Annotated in this window: 12 protein-coding genes; 10 read left to right on the top strand and 2 right to left on the bottom strand. The window is 66.7% G+C overall.

Translation table 11 applies throughout. The features are described 5' to 3' along the window. The first annotated feature begins 35 nt into the window (after nucleotides 1–35). From glmS to QF036_RS18600, 8 genes are all read left to right on the top strand, one after another. Entirely contained in the window at nucleotides 36–1,928 is a 1,893-nt protein-coding gene (glmS, locus tag QF036_RS18635; RefSeq protein WP_307104246.1) for a glutamine--fructose-6-phosphate transaminase (isomerizing), read from the top strand. A 4-nt stretch (nucleotides 1,929–1,932) separates the two neighbouring features. Continuing rightward, on the top strand, nucleotides 1,933–2,280 hold the full coding sequence (locus tag QF036_RS18630) for a holo-ACP synthase (protein ID WP_307104244.1): 348 nt from the start codon (nucleotides 1,933–1,935) through the stop codon (nucleotides 2,278–2,280). A gap of 19 nt (nucleotides 2,281–2,299) precedes the next feature. Then, complete coding sequence (locus tag QF036_RS18625; RefSeq protein WP_307104242.1) at nucleotides 2,300–3,829, top strand: NAD(P)H-hydrate epimerase; 1,530 nt, start codon at nucleotides 2,300–2,302, stop codon at nucleotides 3,827–3,829. A 109-nt stretch (nucleotides 3,830–3,938) separates the two neighbouring features. Then, the gene (gene glgX / locus QF036_RS18620; RefSeq protein WP_307104240.1) at nucleotides 3,939–6,389 is read left to right on the top strand and encodes a glycogen debranching protein GlgX; all 2,451 of its coding nucleotides are present in this window, start codon (nucleotides 3,939–3,941) and stop codon (nucleotides 6,387–6,389) included. Beyond that, nucleotides 6,386–8,728 carry a malto-oligosyltrehalose synthase gene (gene treY, locus QF036_RS18615; RefSeq protein WP_307104238.1) on the top strand — a complete coding sequence of 781 codons (2,343 nt, stop codon included), beginning with the start codon at nucleotides 6,386–6,388 and terminating at the stop codon, nucleotides 8,726–8,728. Before glgX ends, treY begins: the two co-directional genes overlap by 4 nt. Further along, the gene (treZ, locus tag QF036_RS18610) at nucleotides 8,725–10,533 is read left to right on the top strand and encodes a malto-oligosyltrehalose trehalohydrolase (RefSeq protein WP_307104236.1); all 1,809 of its coding nucleotides are present in this window, start codon (nucleotides 8,725–8,727) and stop codon (nucleotides 10,531–10,533) included. The genes treY and treZ overlap by 4 nt, the downstream gene beginning before the upstream one ends. A gap of 88 nt (nucleotides 10,534–10,621) precedes the next feature. Continuing rightward, nucleotides 10,622–11,662 carry an L-glyceraldehyde 3-phosphate reductase gene (mgrA, locus tag QF036_RS18605; protein ID WP_307106000.1) on the top strand — a complete coding sequence of 347 codons (1,041 nt, stop codon included), beginning with the start codon at nucleotides 10,622–10,624 and terminating at the stop codon, nucleotides 11,660–11,662. 179 nt (nucleotides 11,663–11,841) lie between these two features. Further along, nucleotides 11,842–12,927 (top strand): inositol-3-phosphate synthase, encoded by a 1,086-nt coding sequence (locus QF036_RS18600; RefSeq protein ID WP_307104234.1) that lies wholly within the window; start codon nucleotides 11,842–11,844, stop codon nucleotides 12,925–12,927. Between the two features lie 138 nt (nucleotides 12,928–13,065). Here the strand turns inward: QF036_RS18600 and QF036_RS18595 are convergent, their stop codons facing one another. Continuing rightward, the gene (locus QF036_RS18595; RefSeq protein ID WP_307104232.1) at nucleotides 13,066–13,689 is read right to left on the bottom strand and encodes a MerR family transcriptional regulator; all 624 of its coding nucleotides are present in this window, start codon (nucleotides 13,687–13,689) and stop codon (nucleotides 13,066–13,068) included. A 99-nt stretch (nucleotides 13,690–13,788) separates the two neighbouring features. On the opposite strand from QF036_RS18595, the gene QF036_RS18590 reads away from it, so the two are divergent. Together QF036_RS18590 and QF036_RS18585 are read left to right on the top strand one after the other, a co-directional pair. After that, complete coding sequence (locus tag QF036_RS18590; protein ID WP_307104231.1) at nucleotides 13,789–14,325, top strand: DUF2306 domain-containing protein; 537 nt, start codon at nucleotides 13,789–13,791, stop codon at nucleotides 14,323–14,325. Nucleotides 14,326–14,517: 192 nt separating this feature from the next. After that, entirely contained in the window at nucleotides 14,518–15,477 is a 960-nt protein-coding gene (locus tag QF036_RS18585; protein ID WP_307104229.1) for an endonuclease domain-containing protein, read from the top strand. 231 nt (nucleotides 15,478–15,708) lie between these two features. On the opposite strand, the gene QF036_RS18580 is transcribed toward QF036_RS18585, so the two are convergent. Next, nucleotides 15,709–17,421, bottom strand: a complete 1,713-nt coding sequence (locus QF036_RS18580) for a formate--tetrahydrofolate ligase (RefSeq protein WP_307104227.1) — start codon at nucleotides 17,419–17,421, stop codon at nucleotides 15,709–15,711. Between the last annotated feature and the right edge of the window lie 2 nt (nucleotides 17,422–17,423).

Here is a 17,423-nt window from a genome sequence, read left to right as displayed (position 1 = left end):
GTCGGTTCTCCGCAAAGCCAGTTAGGCTTATACCCATGTGTGGAATCGTGGGTTATGTTGGCCGTTCGTCGGGCCGGGCTGATGCCGGGCACGGCGCGTTGGATGTTGTTCTTGAGGGATTGCGCCGCCTGGAGTACCGGGGCTATGACTCGGCCGGTGTTGCCGTGGTGGCTGACGGGGAGATTTCCTCGCGGAAGAAGTCCGGAAAGCTGAGCAACCTGCTGGCCGAGCTGGAGGAGCGGCCGTTGCCGGAGTCGCTGACCGGTATCGGGCACACGCGGTGGGCCACGCATGGTGGCCCGACGGATCAGAACGCGCACCCGCATCTGTCTGATGGCGGGAAGCTCGCGGTGATCCACAACGGCATCATTGAAAACTTTGCTGAGCTGAAGCAGGAGCTGCTGGCCAAGGGTGTTGTCTTCGCGTCGGAGACGGACACCGAGGTGGCCGCGGCGCTGCTGGGTGACATTTTCCGGAACAAGCTGGGCGGGGACGTCTCGGACGGCGGCCTGACCCGGGCGATGGAGCTGGCCTGCCAGCGGCTGGAGGGCGCGTTCACGCTGCTCGCGGTGCACGCTGACCAGCCTGACGTGGTGGTCGCGGCCCGCCGGAACTCCCCGCTGGTGGTGGGTCTGGGTGAGGGTGAGAACTTCCTGGGCTCGGACGTGTCCGGGTTCATTGACTACACCCGCCGTGCGGTGGAGCTGGGCCAGGACCAGATCGTGACGATCACCGCTGACACGGTGGAGATCACGGACTTCTTCGGTGCCCCGGCGCAGGGCAAGGAATACCACGTGGACTGGGACCCCGCCTCGGCGGAAAAGGGTGGCTTCAGCTCCTTCATGGAGAAGGAAATCCATGACCAGCCCGACGCCGTGGCGCAGACCCTGCTGGGGCGTTCGGACCTGAACGGGAGGCTGACCCTGGATGAGCTGCGGATTGATCCGGAGCTGCTGAAGAAGGTCAACAAGATCATCGTGCTGGCCTGCGGCACTGCAGCGTACGCGGGCCTGGTGGCCAAGTACGCGATTGAGAACTGGTGCCGGATCCCCACCGAGGTGGAGCTCGCGCACGAGTTCCGTTACCGGGACCCGATCGTGGATGCGAACACCCTGGTGGTCTCGATCAGCCAGTCCGGCGAGACGATGGATACGCTGATGGCAGTGCGGTACGCCCGCGAGCAGGGCGCCAAGACGGTGTCGATCTGCAACACCAACGGCTCCACGATTCCGCGGGAGTCCGACGCGGTGCTGTACACGCACGCCGGCCCGGAGATCGCGGTGGCCTCTACCAAGGCGTTCCTGGCCCAGATCACCGCGGCGTACCTGCTGGGCCTGTACCTGGCGCAGCTGCGCGGGAACATCTTCTCCGGCCAGATCAAGGACGTCCTCGCGGACCTGGGCAAGATCCCGGCCAAGATTCAGAAGATCCTGGACAACGCGGGCCCCTTGCGTGAGCTTGCACGCAGCATGAAGGACGAGAAGTCCGTGCTGTTCCTGGGCCGTCACGTTGGCTTTCCGGTTGCCCTCGAGGGCGCTTTGAAGCTGAAGGAAATCGCGTACATCCACGCCGAGGGCTTCGCCGCCGGTGAGCTCAAGCACGGCCCGATCGCGCTGATCGACGAGGGCCAGCCGGTGTTCGTGGTGGTCCCGTCCCCGCGCGGCCGCGACTCGCTGCACTCCAAGGTGGTGTCCAACATCCAGGAGATCCGGGCCCGCGGTGCCCGCACCCTGGTGATCGCCGAGGAAGGCGACGAAGCGGTCCGGGACTACGCCGAGCACGTCTTCTACGTCCCGGAAACCCCGACGCTGCTCATGCCGCTGCTCACCACGGTCCCGCTGCAGATCTTCGCGTGCGAACTTGCCGCCGCCAAGGGCTACGACGTGGACCAGCCGCGCAACCTGGCCAAGAGCGTCACAGTAGAGTAAGCCCATGATTGTTGGCATCGGCGTAGACGTAGTGGACATCGAGCGCTTCGGACGGCAGCTGGAGCGCACCCCCGGGCTGCGGGACCGGCTGTTTGTGCCGGCCGAACGGGACCTGAACACCCGCTCCCTGGCGGCGCGGTTTGCCGCCAAGGAGGCTGTTGCCAAGGTCCTGGGTGCGCCTGCAGGCATGAACTGGCAGGACTGCTGGATCGGGCTGGACCAGAACGGCCCGACCATCCAGGTCAAGGGAACGGTGCTCGCCGTGGCCGAAGCCAAGGGCGTCAAACGGTGGCATCTCTCCATGAGCCACGACGGCGGCATTGCCACGGCCACCGTGCTGGCCGAGGGCTGACCCCGGACGGACTGACCATATGATCAGCGCCTATACCGGAACCCAGATCAGGGAGGCTGAAAAGCCCCTGCTGGATTCAGGTATGGGCGCTGTTCTCATGCAGCGGGCTGCCCGCGGCATGGCCGGCGCTGCCATCGCGGAGCTGCGCAGCCGCGGACGCCGCCTCTACGGCTCCAGCGTCGCCGTCCTGGCCGGCAAGGGCAACAACGGCGGCGACGGCCTCTTCGCTGCCGCGCACCTCGCCGGACGGGGAATGCGGACGACGGCGGTCCTCGCCTCTGACTCGGCCCACCCGGACGGTCTGGCCGCCTTTCGGCGCGCCGGCGGCCGGGTGCTGACGCTGACTGACGCGAACGCCGGTGAGCTGGCAGCGCTGGCCGGCAGGGCCGACGTCGTTATTGACGCGCTGCTCGGAACCGGCGCCCAGGGCGGACTCCGGGGAGCCTCGGCGGACCTCGTGTCCCGGCTGGCGGAAAGGTCCCACGGCCTCGTGGTGGCGTGTGACGTGCCCAGTGGCGTTGATGCGGACACCGGCGAGGCCGGCGGCCCCGTGCTGCCCGCCGACGTCACCGTCACGTTCGGTGGGGCCAAGGCCGGTCTGCTGGTGGACCCGGGAGCGGATTTCGCCGGCCGGGTGGTGGTGGTCCCGATCGGCATTGAGGACGCACTCCCGTGGCCCGCCCTGCGCCGCCTGGAGGCCGCCGACCTGGCCGCCCTGCTCCCGCGTCCCGCACGGCGCGCCCACAAGTATTCGCGGGGCGTCCTCGGAGTGGTGGCCGGATCCCCGGCCTACCCCGGCGCCGCCGTGCTCGCCTGCCGCGGGGCGCTCTCCGCGGGCGTCGGGATGGTCCGCTACGTCGGGCCGCCCGAGGTCGCCGACCTTATCCGCCACAGCTGCCCCGAGGTGGTCTGCAGCACCGGCACGGTGGCAGAGACCCACGTCCAGGCCTGGCTGGTCGGTTCCGGGATGGACGGCAAGGACGAGGACGAGATGCAGCGGGTCCGCGACGCCGTCGACTCCGGCCTGCCCACCGTGGCCGACGCCGGTGCCCTGCCTGTGATGCCCGACGTGCTGGCTCCGCAGGTGGTGCTGACGCCGCACGCCGGGGAGCTGGCCACCCTGCTGCAGCGACTCGGCGCCGACCTGGACCGCGGGGCCGTCGAAGCCTCCACCCTCGCTGCCGTGCGCCGCGCCGCCGGCCTGACCGAGGCCACAGTGCTGCTGAAGGGCGCCAGCACGCTGGTGGCGTCCCCATACCAGGATTTCTACAGCCAGTCCGAGGGCACGCCCTGGCTGGCCACCGCCGGAAGCGGTGATGTGCTGGCCGGAATCATCGGTGCGCTGCTCGCCCAGGTGGGGCCCGACGTCGGACGCTTCCGAGAAAGGGGCATCGATCCGGACGAACGCTGGGCGGCCATTGCCGCCATGGGGGCAAGCCTGCACGGCCATGCCGGAGCCGCAGCGGCGGCCGGCGGTCCGCTGACGGCGGGGCGGATATCCGACGCCCTACCCGAAATATGGGGTAAAGTCAGCACGCTTAGTAATTAGCGATGGGTCGCGTAATAGTCACACCCACCCGCTACGGTAAGACAAGTTACCTGCAGGTAGTGCGTGATGACCTGCGGTACGCAGTGTTGGACGATGTATAGGAGCACGAATGGAAATCTGGCCCGGATCGGCTTACCCGCTGGGAGCCACATTTGACGGCACTGGAACCAACTTCGCATTGTTCAGCGAGCACGCAGACAAGGTGGAACTGTGCCTCTTCGACGACGAGGGGACCGAAACCCGGGTCACACTCCGCGAAGTCGACGGTTATGTGTGGCACTGCTACCTGCCCCAGATCCAGCCAGGGCAGAAATACGGGTACCGGGTCCACGGACCCTATGACCCCGCCAAGGGCCAGCGCTTCAACGCCAACAAGCTGCTCCTTGACCCCTACGCCAAGGCAGTCTCCGGCCAGATCGACTGGGATCCGGCCCTGTTCTCGTACAACATGGGCGACCCCTCCTCCAAGAACGACGCCGACTCCGCGCCGCACATGATGATGGGCGTGGTCATCAACCCGTTCTTCGACTGGGACAACGACCAGAACCTGCGCATCCCGTACCACAAGTCGGTCATCTACGAGGCGCACGTCAAGGGGCTCACCGAGCTGCACCCGGAGATTCCCGAGGAGCAGCGCGGCACGTACGCCGGCGTGGCACACCCTGCCGTGATCTCGCACCTGCAGAAGCTGGGCGTCACCGCGATCGAGCTCATGCCCGTGCACCAGTTCGTCAACGACGGCACCCTGCAGGAGAAGGGCCTGAGCAACTACTGGGGCTACAACACCATCGGCTTCTTCGCGCCGCAGAACACCTACAGCTCCACCGGCGACACCGGCCAGCAGGTCCAGGACTTCAAGGCGATGGTCCGCTCACTGCACCGGGCAGGCATTGAGGTCATCCTCGACGTCGTCTACAACCACACCGCCGAAGGCAACCACCTCGGCCCCACCCTGAGTTTCAAGGGCATCGACAACGAGGCCTACTACCGCCTGGTGGAGGACGACAAGCAGTACTACATGGACTATACGGGCACGGGCAACACCCTGAACGTCCGCCAGCCGCACTCCCTGCAGTTGCTCATGGATTCCCTCCGCTACTGGGTCACCGAGATGCACGTGGACGGATTCCGCTTCGACCTCGCCGCGGCACTGGCCCGTGAATTTTACGACGTCGACAGGCTCTCCACGTTCTTCGAACTCATCCAGCAGGACCCGGTGGTGTCCCAGGTCAAGCTCATCGCCGAGCCGTGGGACGTCGGGCCCGGCGGGTACCAGGTGGGCAACTTCCCGCCGCAGTGGACCGAATGGAACGGCAAGTACCGCGACACCGTACGCGATTTCTGGCGCGGCGAACCCGCCACGCTGGGCGAGTTCGCCTCCCGCATCACCGGCTCGGCGGACCTCTACGAGCACTCCGGCCGCCGCCCGGTGGCGTCCATTAACTTCGTCACCGCACACGACGGTTTCACGCTGCGCGATCTGGTGTCCTACAACGAGAAGCACAACGACGCCAACGGCGAGGACAACAAGGACGGCGAATCGCACAATCGGTCCTGGAACTGCGGGGCGGAGGGCCCCTCGGACGATCCCAAGGTCCTGGGGCTCCGGGCACGGCAGCAGCGCAACTTCATCGCCACGATGCTGCTCTCCCAGGGCGTGCCCATGATCCTGCACGGCGACGAGCTCGGCCGCACGCAGCAGGGCAACAACAACGGGTACTGTCAGGACTCCGAACTGACCTGGGTCAACTGGGACAGCGTGGACCAGCCGCTCATCGAATTCACCGCAGCCGTCAACTCGCTGCGCGCCAAGCACCCCACCTTCCGGCGCAGCCGCTTCTTCGACGGCCGGCCCGTGCGGCGAGGCGAAGGCGAACGACTGCCGGACATCGTCTGGCTCGACCCCGACGGCAACCTCATGCAGCCGGAGGACTGGGACAGCGGCTTCGGCCGTTCCGTGGGCATGTTCCTCAACGGCGACGGCATCCAGGGCCACGACAGCCGTGGCCGCCGGATCACGGACGTGAACTTCCTGCTGTACTTCAACGCGCATGACGGCGACGTTGAGTTCACGCTGCCGCCGGACGAGTACGCACCGGCCTGGGACGTCATCATCGACACCGCAGGCGAAGGCGCAGACTCCAAGCCCGCGGACGCCGGCACCATCCTGTCCGTCGCCGCCAAATCCCTGGTGGTGCTGCGCGCCCACAGCGCACCCGAGGAGGAGCCGGACCATTCCGTGGCCGCCTCGCTCGCAGCGCTGACCCAGACCGCTACCGCTGAGACCGCGGCCCTCACCGCACCCGCTGTTCCCGAGCCGGCCAGGACGAAAAAGCCGGCTGACCCGGCTGCAGACCCGGCAGATACTGCTGCGGCTGAACCTGCCGCGGACCCGGTTGCAGAGCCTACTGCTGACCCGGTTGCAGAACCTGATGCAGGGCCGGCTGCGGCGCCTGCGAAGGCCGCAGCGGAGCAGCCGGCAAAAAAGCCGGGCACCAAGCCTGCTGGTAAGCGCGGCGGCCACTTGAAGGCGGTTAAGCCCGCAGGGGAGGACGCATGAAAACCCCCGTCTCCACGTACCGGCTGCAGATCCGGCAGGGGTTCACGCTGTTCGACGCCGCTGAAACCGTGCCGTACCTGCGCTCGCTCGGCGTCGACTGGGTCTACCTGTCACCGGTCCTGACCGCGGAGCAGGGCTCCGATCACGGGTACGACGTCACCGACCCCTCCGCCGTCGACCCCGAACGCGGCGGCCCGGAGGGCCTGGCCGCCGTCTCCAAGGCGGCCCGGGCCGCCGGCATGGGCGTGCTGATCGACATCGTGCCCAACCACGTCGGCGTAGCCACGCCGGCGCAGAACCCCTGGTGGTGGTCGCTGCTTAAGGAAGGGCGCCAGTCCCGCTACGCGGAAGCGTTCGATGTCGACTGGGACCTCGCCGGGGGACGCATCCGGCTCCCGGTCCTCGGCAGCGACGACGACCTGGACCAGCTCGAAATCAAGGACGGGGAGCTGCGGTACTACGACCACCGCTTCCCGCTGGCCGACGGCAGCTACACCGAGGGCGATTCTCCGCGTGACGTCCACGCCCGGCAGCACTACGAACTCATGGGCTGGCGGCGCGCGGACAACGAGCTGAACTACCGCCGCTTCTTCGCGGTGAACACGCTCGCCGGCGTCCGCGTGGAGATTCCCGCCGTCTTCGATGAAGCCCATGAGGAAGTGGTGCGCTGGTTCCGTGAGGGGCTCGCGGACGGACTGCGGATCGACCACCCGGACGGCCTGGCCGACCCCGAGGGGTACCTGAAGCGGCTCCGGGAGGCCACCGGCGGCGCCTACCTGCTGATCGAAAAGATCCTCGAGCCGGGAGAGGAGCTGCCGGCCAGCTTCGAGTGCGAGGGCACCACGGGTTACGACGCTCTCGCGGACGTGGACCGGGTTTTCGTGGATCCACGCGGCCAGGAACCGCTGGACCGGCTGGACGCCTCGCTGCGCGGCGGGGAGCCTGCCGACTACGAGGACATGATCCGGGGAACCAAGCGCCGGATCACTGACGGCATCCTGCACTCGGAGATCCTGCGGTTGGCCCGGCTGGTTCCGGACGACGCCGGACTCCCCGCCGATGCCACGGCGGACGCCATCGCGGAGATCATCGCCGCCTTCCCGGTCTACCGCACGTACCTGCCGGAGGGCGCGGAGGTCCTGAAGGAGGCGTGCGAGCTTGCCGCGCGCAGGCGGCCGGAACTCGACCAGGCCATCCAGGCCTTGCAACCGCTGTTGCTGGACACGGACCTGGAGGTTGCCCGGCGCTTCCAGCAAACCTCGGGAATGGTCATGGCCAAGGGCGTGGAGGACACCGCGTTCTTCCGTTACAACCGGCTGGGCACCCTCACCGAAGTGGGCGCCGACCCCACCGAGTTCTCCGTGGAGCCGGACGAGTTCCATGCCCGGATGGCCCGCCGGCAGGCAGAGCTTCCGCTGTCCATGACGACGCTGAGCACGCACGACACCAAACGCAGCGAGGACACCCGGGCGCGGATCTCGGTCATCTCCGAGGTCGCCGGCGAATGGGAGCGGGCCCTGAACCGGCTGCGCGAACTGGCCCCGCTGCCGGACGGCCCGCTGTCCGCTCTGCTGTGGCAGGCCATCGCCGGCGCCTGGCCCGCCAGCCGGGAGCGCCTGCAGTACTACGCGCTGAAGGCCGCGCGCGAAGCCGGGAACTCGACCAACTGGACCGATCCCGATCCGGCGTTCGAGGAGAAGCTGGCCGCCGCCGTCGACGCCGCGTTCGACAACCCCGCGGTGCGGGCTGAAGTCGAGTCGCTCGTGGAACTCCTGGAGCCGCATGGTGCCTCCAACTCCTTGGCGGCCAAGCTCGTGCAGCTGACCATGCCCGGCGTCCCGGACGTGTACCAGGGCACGGAGTTCTGGGACCGGTCGCTGACGGACCCGGACAACCGTCGCCCATTCAGCTTCGATGACCGGCGCGCCGCGCTAGAACAGCTCGATGCCGGCGACGTGCCCCCGCTATTTACGGATGAGCGGACAAAGCTGCTTGTGACCTCGCGCGCGCTGCGGCTGCGCCGTGACCGGCCCCAGCTGTTCACGGGTTACCGGCCGGTCAATGCCGCTGGCCCCGCGGCCGGGCACCTGCTCGCCTTCGACCGGGGCATCCCGGCAGCGCCGGGGGCGCTGACCCTTGCCACCCGGCTGCCCTACGGACTGGAACAGTCGGGCGGGTGGCGGGACACCGCCGTCGAACTTAAAACCGCCATGAAGGATGAACTGACCGGTGCCGGCTTCGGACCGGGGGCCGTGAAGATCGCTGACATCTTCCGGGCTTTCCCCGTCGCGCTGCTGGTGCCGCAGACAGGAGTGACGCAGACAGGAGGGAAATCATGACGCACGCAGGCCAGACAACATACCCCCGTGAAGCAGCGAAACCCGTACAGGGCCCGGAGCGCTTCGACGTCTGGGCACCCTTGGCAAAATCCGTTACGCTGCTGGCCGGCGGGGAGCGCTACGCCATGCAGCGCCGGCCCGGCACCGGACCGGAAGATGACGGCTGGTGGAACGCCGCCGACGCACCCGCAGCCGGCGAGGTTGACTACGGGTACCTCCTGGACGGCGACGAAACTCCGCTTCCGGATCCGCGGACCCGGCGCCAGCCCGACGGCGTCCACTCGCTGTCCCGCACGTTCGACCCCGGCGCGCACACCTGGCAGGAGGACGGCTGGCAGGGCAGGGAACTGCAGGGCGCGGTCATCTATGAGCTCCACGTGGGCACGTTCACGCCCGAAGGGACGCTGGAGGCGGCCGCCGGCAAGCTGGACTACCTGGCCGGCCTGGGCGTGGACTTCATCGAACTGCTGCCCGTGAACGCGTTCAACGGCACGCACAACTGGGGCTACGACGGCGTGCAGTGGTTCGCCGTCCACGAGGCATACGGCGGACCGGAGGCGTACCAGCGGTTCGTGGACGCCGCCCACGCGGCAGGTCTCGGCGTGATCCAGGACGTGGTCTACAACCACCTCGGCCCCAGCGGGAACTACCTGCCGCGGTTCGGGCCCTACCTCAAGCAGGGCGAGGGTAACACGTGGGGCGACTCCGTGAACCTGGACGGGCCTGGCTCCGACCATGTGCGCCGGTTCATCCTGGATAACCTGGCCATGTGGCTGCGCGACTACCGCGTGGACGGCCTCCGGCTGGACGCCGTCCACGCCCTGAAGGACGAGCGGGCCGTCCACATTCTGGAGGACTTCGGGGCGTTGGCCAGCCAGATCTCCGCCGAAGTGGGACGGCCTCTGACGCTCATTGCAGAATCCGACCTCAACAACCCGCGGTTGCTCTATCCGCGGGACGTCAACGGGTACGGGCTGGAAGGGCAGTGGAGCGACGACTTCCACCACGCGGTCCACGTCAACGTCACCGGCGAAACCACGGGCTACTACGGTGACTTCGACTCGCTCGCGGCCCTGGCCAAGGTGCTCCGGGACGGCTTCTTCCACGACGGCAGCTACTCCAGCTTCCGGGAACGCCATCACGGCAGGCCGATCAATTTCAGCGCCGTGCACCCGTCCGCCCTGGTGGTCTGCTCGCAGAACCATGACCAGATCGGCAACCGCGCCACGGGGGACCGGCTTTCGCAGACGCTGCCTTACGGGAGCCTGGCCCTAGCCGCAGTGCTGACCCTGACCGGACCCTTCACGCCGATGCTGTTCATGGGCGAGGAATACGGCGCCACCACGCCGTGGCAGTTTTTCACCTCCCATCCTGAGCCGGAACTCGGCAAGGCCACCGCGGAAGGCAGGATCAAGGAGTTCGAGCGCATGGGGTGGGACCCCGCCGTCGTGCCTGATCCCCAGGATCCCGAGACCTTCCGACGGTCCAAGCTGGACTGGACGGAAGCCGCCGACGGCGATCACGCCCGGCTGCTGGAGCTGTACCGTTCGCTCACCGCCCTGCGCCGCTCCACGCCGGACCTCACCAAGCTGGGCTTTGAGGAAACGCAGGTGGAGTTCGACGAGGACGCCCGTTGGCTGCGGTTCCGGCGCGGTGGCGTGCAGGTGCTGCTCAACTTCTCCGAGCAGCCGGTGAGCCTCGGGGGCGCGGGGACGGCCCTGCTGCTGGCCACCGACGACGCCATCCGGCTGGAAGGTGAGCGTGCGGAGCTCGGGCCGCTGAGCGCCGCCGTCGTCAGTGACTGAGTGAACTGCCAGGGGCGGCGTCCACCGCCGGTGACCGGATGGTGGACGCCGGCCCCGCAGCCGTGACGCGGCTGGCAGGATGGAACGTATGACTTATGTGGCCTCGGACACCCGCTATGACACCATGCCGTACCGCCGCGTCGGACGCAGCGGCCTGAAACTGCCGGCCATCTCGCTGGGCCTGTGGCACAACTTCGGCGACGACAAGCGCTTCGATGAACAGCGCGCCATCCTGCGCCGCGCCTTCGACCTCGGCGTCAACCACTTCGACCTCGCCAACAACTACGGGCCGCCGGACGGCTCCGCCGAGACCAACTTCGGCCGGCACCTTCAGGACGACTTCAAGCCTTACCGCGATGAGCTGGTCATCTCCACCAAGGCCGGCTACTACATGTGGCCCGGTCCGTACGGCGAGTGGGGCTCCCGGAAGTATCTGATTTCCAGCCTGGACCAGTCGCTGCAGCGGATGGGCCTGGACTACGTGGACATCTTCTACAGCCACCGCCCGGACCCGGAGACGCCGCTGGAGGAGACCATGAGCGCGCTGGACTACGCGGTCCGCTCGGGCAAGGCCCTCTACGCGGGCATCTCGTCCTACACCCCGGAGCAGACGCTCGAGGCAGCCCGCATCCTGAAGGAACTCGGCACGCCGCTGCTCATCCACCAGCCCAGCTATTCCATGCTGAACCGCTGGACCGAGAACGGGACCCCCAACCTTTACGAGGCACTGGACCAGGTGGGCGCCGGCTCCATTGCGTTCTCGCCGCTGGCCCAGGGCATGCTGACTGATCGCTACCTCAACGGCGTCCCCGCCGACTCCCGTGCCGCCAAGGCGAGGTTCCTCTCCGAATCGGCCCTGACCGAGGACAAACTGGACAGGGTCCGGGGGCTGAACGCCATTGCCGCCGGCCGCGGACAGTCGCTGGCGCAGATGGCCATCGCCTGGATCCTGCGCGACCAGCCCAAGGGCTCCCCGGTGACCTCGGCGCTTATCGGGGCGTCCAGCGTCAGGCAACTCGAGGACTCCCTTGCCGCCATCAACAACCTTGAGTTCAGCGGCGAGGAACTGACGGCGATCGACGAGTTCGCCGTTGAATCCGACATCAACCTGTGGGCGCAGCGGGTCTGAACCACGACTTTAACGCCGACACGTAATCAAGCGGCCGGGGACGGCGGGAACAAAGCCGGCCCCGGCGGCGTTTGGTTAGACTGATAAGCGCGCCGCGTGGCGCGGTGCCCGTCAGACGCCGTCGTACAGCAAGTTACAGACGCGCAGGGCACATGAAGTTTTGTTCTCAAAGGAGTTCCGTGTCTTCAAATCCGATTCGTGTAGCCATCGTCGGCGTGGGCAACTGTGCCGCTTCGCTGGTTCAGGGTGTTCATTACTACCGCGACGCCGACCCCCAGGCCACGATTCCGGGTCTGATGCATGTTGAGTTCGGCAAGTACCACGTCAACGACGTCCAGTTCGTGGCCGCGTTCGACGTGGACGGCAAGAAGGTTGGCATCGACCTGGCCGATGCGATCCTGGCCAGTGAAAACAACACGATCAAGCTTGCCGAGGTCCCGCCGACCGGCGTGACCGTCCAGCGCGGCCACACGCTGGACGGCCTGGGCCGGTACTACCTGGAGACCATCGAGCAGTCCACCGAGGATCCGGTCGACGTCGTACAGGCCCTGAAGGACGCCCAGGTCGATGTCATGGTCTGCTACCTGCCGGTCGGATCCCAGCAAGCTGCGGAGTTCTACGCCCAGGCCGCGATCGACGCCGGTGTGGCGTTCGTGAACGCGCTGCCGGTGTTCATCGCGGGCACGAAGGAATGGGCGGACAAGTTCACCGCCGCCGGCGTGCCGATCGTCGGTGATGACATCAAGAGCCAGATCGGCGCCACCATCACCCACCGCGTCATGGCGAAGCTGTTCGAGGACCGCGGCGTGACACTGGACCGCACGTACCAGCTGAACGTGGGCGGCAACATGGACTTCAAGAACATGCTGGAGCGCGACCGCCTTGAGTCGAAGAAGATCTCCAAGACCCAGGCCGTGACTTCCAACGTCGAGGCCGAGCTGGCCGCGAAGGACGTCCACATCGGCCCGTCCGACTACGTGCAGTGGCTGGATGACCGCAAGTGGGCGTTCGTGCGCCTGGAAGGCCGCAACTTCGGCGACGCCCCGGTGTCCCTGGAGTACAAGCTCGAGGTGTGGGACTCGCCCAACTCGGCCGGTGTGATCATCGACGCGATCCGAGCGGCCAAGATCGGCCTGGACCGCGGCATCGGCGGTCCGCTGCTCTCGGCATCGAGCTACTTCATGAAGTCCCCGCCGGAGCAGTTCAACGACGACCTCGCCCGCGACAAGGTTGAGGCCTTCATCCGCGGCGACCTCGACCGCTAACCCCGGATGCTTCCTCACGTCCTGCAGGTTCTGACGGGATCCTTCCTTACGTCCTGCAGGTTTTAACGGGACCCTTCCTCACGTCCTGCAGGTTTTCACGCGATGCTTCCTCACCTTCGGGTGGGGGAGCATTGCTGTTTAAGGACCCTTTTCGTAGCGCCGGATGGCGTGGCTCGCATGCGCGAGGGCGAGCAGCTTCAGGACAAGTTGTCCATGCAGATGCATCCCGACGGCCGCCATCATGATCAGCTGGTTGACGTCTTCCGGCGCGGTTGTGGCCGAAATATTCACTGCCGCGATGGCATCCACCGCCTGGCTGTAGGCGTCGAGCAGCTCGGCTGTGACAGGTACGCCCAGGCTTTCCATCCGGGCCAGTTGGGCATTGAGGGCGTTCCTGGCGTCGCTCGGGACGTCCGGCCAGTTCCGGAAACGCACGACGGCGTCAGCCGCAGGTGTGCGCAGGTCGCCGTGCTCCGTGCCCACCTCGTCGAAGCCCAGCACCGTGCGCTGGATCGCGGCCAAAAGCTCCAGGCGGGGTGCGCCGCCGTCGGCCATTCTGAGCAGGGAGCCGATCTGGGCGATATTCAGTCCGACCACACGCCGCAGCGCCTGGATGAGTTCCAGCCGGCTCACGTGATGCTCTGAATACTCTGCCCGGGTGGCGTGAATAGTACGGCCCGCGGGCAGCAGGCCTTCGCGGAGGTAGAACTTGATGCTGGCGGGGGAGACTCCCGTCCGCTCGCTGAGCTCCTTTAGCTGCATGGCCGCTCCATTCCTCGGCGGATGACAGCCCTTTGGATAGCTGCTGCCGCGCTGGCTATCTTGGTGTACATCCTAGGATAGTGCTCCTATCCTAGGTGCATGGAGCCTTGGAATGTACTGCTTGCCAGCCACGTCATAGCGGCCCTTTTTGTCCTTGCCATCGGACCGGTCCAGATCCTTCGGCGCCGCCGCGACCGCATCCACCGCACCATGGGACACCTGTGGGTCGCGGCCATGTACTACGTCTGTTTCAGCAGCTTCTGGATCGTCAGTGACGGGCATTTCAGCTGGCTTCACGGGCTCTCGGCGTTCACGATTGTGACCGTCACGCTCGGCCTCATCAGCGCCGTGCGCCGGAACTTCCCCGCGCACCGGGGGAACATGATCGGCAGCTACATCGGCATCGCTGTGGCGTTCGGCTTCGCCATCTCCGTGCCGGGCCGTGCCATTCCCAGCCTCTTGGCCGAGGACCTGCCGACCGCCCTGTTCGTTGCCGCTCTTGTGGCGCTCAGCGTCGCCGTCGTCTTCATTTCTCTGCGGCGCGGTGAGGGTCGGCGGATCCAGCACGCGGGGCGCCGCGTGGACCGGCCCGTGGCAGCTGCATCGTCAGCAGGGGCCGTGGCGGGCCCAAAGTAAACCCGCACCGCCAACCGCTCCCTCACCTTTCGTCACTTGGACCCAAACGCTTCCTCACCTTTGGTCGCTTGGACCCAAACGCTTCCTCACCTTTGGTCGCTTGGACCCAAACGCTTCCTCAGGTGTTGTTGGCGCAAGCCCTGCCTGTGGATAACTTCTGCGGGTCGGGTCGGTTTCGAGTAACAATGCCGTATGCAAAAACGTACCGATCTTCCTGACAGCCTGGTGTCTGCCCCCTTCACGCTGGGATCTGCGAAAGCGTCCGGAGTTCCACCCAACAGACTCCGACGGGCCGACGTCGCGCATGTCAGTCGTGAACTGTACCGCCCGACTGGCTGGAGCTTCGAGCTTGAGGCCGCGGCACGGGCACTGTCTGCAGCATCGCCGGGTGCCTGGATCTCGCATGTCACAGCCGCACGGATTCGAAGCCAAATCCTGCCGGCATGGCTGGCAGATTCGACCGAGTTGCATTTGAGCAAGCCCCATTCCCTGCCGGAGGTGCGGCGAAAAGGCGTGATCGGGCACTCGTTGTTGGCATCGCAGGACGAGATCGAATTCGTCGACGGCATTCGAATAAGCAGCAGGTCCCGCACCTGGCTCGATATGGCAGGACGGCTGTCGGAGAGCGAGCTGGTCTGCATGGGCGATGAACTGATTCGCGTTCCCAGAGCGGAGTTCGAAGACCGCACCGAGCCGTTCGACACGGTTGAGGGACTCCGTTCCCTCGTCGCCCGCCATCCGAATCTTCAGGGTGTGGTTCGGGCGCGCGCCGCGCTCGAGCGGATGCGTGTCGGAGCGGATTCTGCGCCTGAGTCGCTACTCCGCCTCGCGATGGAGGACGCGGGCCTTCCGGAGCCTCAGCTGCAGGTGCCGCTGCGAGAAGACAAGACGATCGGGCCGACTGCCGATCTCGGTTACAGGCATCGGCGGCTGGCCATACAGTACGACGGCGGCCATCACCTTCTCGAGCCCCAAATCTTCAGCGACAGGCGGCGTGACAAAGCATTCGAGGCCGCCGGGTGGACCGTTGTTGTGTTCGGCAAGAAGGATTTGGCTGACGGCTTCGAGCAGGCCATCCGCCTGATCAAGCGTGCGTTACGAACGAGCCGGCTGGACCATCCTCAGGCGTCCGGATTTGCCGATGCGGTCTGAGGAAGGGTTTTGGTTGAAGCGGCGGGAGGTGAGGAAGGGTTTTGGTTGAAGCGGCGGGAAGTGAGGAAGGGTTGGGGTTGAAGCGGCGGGAGGTGAGGAAGGGTTGGGGTTGAAGCGACGGGAGGTGAGGAAGGGTTGGGGTTGAAGCGGCGGGAGGTGAGGAAGGGTTTTGGTTGAAGCGGCGGGAGGTGATGAAGGGTTGGGGTGAAGCGACGGGAGGTGAGGAAGCGTTTAGAAGAGGCCGACCGGGTTGCCGTCGTCGTCGACGTCCATCCGCATTGCCGCGGGAACGGCCGGAAGCCCGGGCATGGTCATCACCGCTCCGGTCAGGGCCACGATGAAGCCTGCGCCGGTCTTGGGGATGAGGTCGCGCACATGGATGGTGAAGCCCTTGGGTGCCCCCAGCCGCGAGGCGTCGTCCGTGAACGAGTACTGGGTTTTCGCCATGCAGACAGGCAGCCCGGACCAGCCGTTCTTCTCAATGTCCGCCAGCCGGCGCAGTGCAGGGACTGAAAAGTCCACGCCGTCGGCGCCATAGATTTCCTGGACGATGGTGCGGATCTTGTCCTCCACGGACATGTCCAGCGGGTAGAGATGCCGGAACGACGACGGCCCGTTCACCGCGGCGGCGACCTTGGCAGCCAGCTCATCGCCGCCGTCGCCGCCCCCGCCCCGTCCCCAGATGTCCGCCACCGATGCCTGGATGCCCTCGCCCGCGCACCAGCCGAGCAGCCAGTCGAGCTCCTCCTGGGTGTCCGCGGGGAACTTGTTGATCGCCACCACGGGCGTCACGCCGAACCGCTCCACATTCTGGACATGGCGGCGCAGGTTGGCCGCACCCGCCGCCACGGCCTCCACGTTCGGCTCGTTCAGCCGGTCCTTGGGAACGCCGCCTTGCATTTTGAGTGCGCGGACGGTCGCCACCACTACGACGGCGGATGGCGCCACATCTGCGATCCGCGCCTTGATGTCCATGAACTTTTCCGCGCCGAGGTCGGCCCCGAATCCCGCCTCCGTCACCACGATGTCGGCCAGCCGCCGGGCGGTCTGCGTGGCGATCAGCGAGTTGCACCCGTGGGCGATGTTCGCGAACGGCCCGCCATGAACCAGGGCCGGGGTACCGGCGATGGTCTGGACGAGGTTCGGCTTGATGGCTTCCTTGAGCAGCAGCGTCAGGGCCCCCTGCACACCGAGGTCCGCCACCGTAACCGGCGCCCGGTCGTACGTGTAGCCGAAGGTGATGCGGCCCAGCCTGTCCCGCAGGTCGGCCAGGTCGGTGGCGAGGCAAAAGACCGCCATGATCTCGGACGCGACGGTGATGTCGAAGCCGTCCTGGCGCGGTACGCCCTGCGCAGGCCCGCCGAGTCCAATCACCACCTCGCGAAGTGAGCGGTCGTTCATGTCCAGGACCCGCTTGAACGTCATGCGGCGCGGGTCGATGTTCAGTTCGTTGCCCTGGTAGATGTGGTTGTCCACGAGGGCCATGAGTGCATTGTTGGCGGACGTGACGGCATGGAAGTCGCCGGTGAAATGCAGGTTGATCTCGTCCATCGGCAGAACCTGGGACAGCCCGCCGCCCGTGGCCCCGCCCTTCATGCCGAGGATGGGGCCCAGCGAGGGCTCCCGCAGCGCGACCATCACCTTGTGGCCCGCCCGTGCAAGCGAATCTGCCAGCCCCACAGTCGTGGTTGATTTTCCTTCGCCGGCCGGCGTGGGCGACATCGCGGAAACCAGAACCACCTTTCCGGCTGGCGCGGGGGCTGACAGCTTCGCGGGGTCGATCTTTGCCTTGTAGCGGCCATAGTGCTCCACTGCCCCGGCATCGATGCCCGCAGATGCGGCGATTTCCTCGATCGGCCGCAGCACTGCCCTGCGGGCAATGTCCAGGTCGCTCAGGGGAGTGCTGCTCAGGCCGGTACCGCTCAGGGGAGTGCTGTCAGACATCG

This window comes from Arthrobacter globiformis, from assembly GCF_030817195.1.
GTDB classification, from domain to species: Bacteria; Actinomycetota; Actinomycetes; order Actinomycetales; family Micrococcaceae; genus Arthrobacter; species Arthrobacter globiformis_D.
This window is presented reverse-complemented; position numbering and strand designations above follow the sequence as displayed.

What these genes read in the sequence shown, in the direction of transcription:
- glmS (WP_307104246.1), top strand. Translation starts at nt 36, where the DNA reads ATGTGTGGAATCGTGGGTTATGTTGGCCGTTCGTCGGGCCGGGCTGAT.
- QF036_RS18630 (WP_307104244.1), top strand. Translation starts at nt 1,933, where the DNA reads ATGATTGTTGGCATCGGCGTAGACGTAGTGGACATCGAGCGCTTCGGA.
- QF036_RS18625 (WP_307104242.1), top strand. Translation starts at nt 2,300, where the DNA reads ATGATCAGCGCCTATACCGGAACCCAGATCAGGGAGGCTGAAAAGCCC.
- glgX (WP_307104240.1), top strand. Translation starts at nt 3,939, where the DNA reads ATGGAAATCTGGCCCGGATCGGCTTACCCGCTGGGAGCCACATTTGAC.
- treY (WP_307104238.1), top strand. Translation starts at nt 6,386, where the DNA reads ATGAAAACCCCCGTCTCCACGTACCGGCTGCAGATCCGGCAGGGGTTC.
- treZ (WP_307104236.1), top strand. Translation starts at nt 8,725, where the DNA reads ATGACGCACGCAGGCCAGACAACATACCCCCGTGAAGCAGCGAAACCC.
- mgrA (WP_307106000.1), top strand. Translation starts at nt 10,622, where the DNA reads ATGACTTATGTGGCCTCGGACACCCGCTATGACACCATGCCGTACCGC.
- QF036_RS18595 (WP_307104232.1), bottom strand. Translation starts at nt 13,689, where the DNA reads ATGCAGCTAAAGGAGCTCAGCGAGCGGACGGGAGTCTCCCCCGCCAGC.
- QF036_RS18590 (WP_307104231.1), top strand. Translation starts at nt 13,789, where the DNA reads ATGGAGCCTTGGAATGTACTGCTTGCCAGCCACGTCATAGCGGCCCTT.
- QF036_RS18585 (WP_307104229.1), top strand. Translation starts at nt 14,518, where the DNA reads ATGCAAAAACGTACCGATCTTCCTGACAGCCTGGTGTCTGCCCCCTTC.
- QF036_RS18580 (WP_307104227.1), bottom strand. Translation starts at nt 17,421, where the DNA reads ATGTCTGACAGCACTCCCCTGAGCGGTACCGGCCTGAGCAGCACTCCC.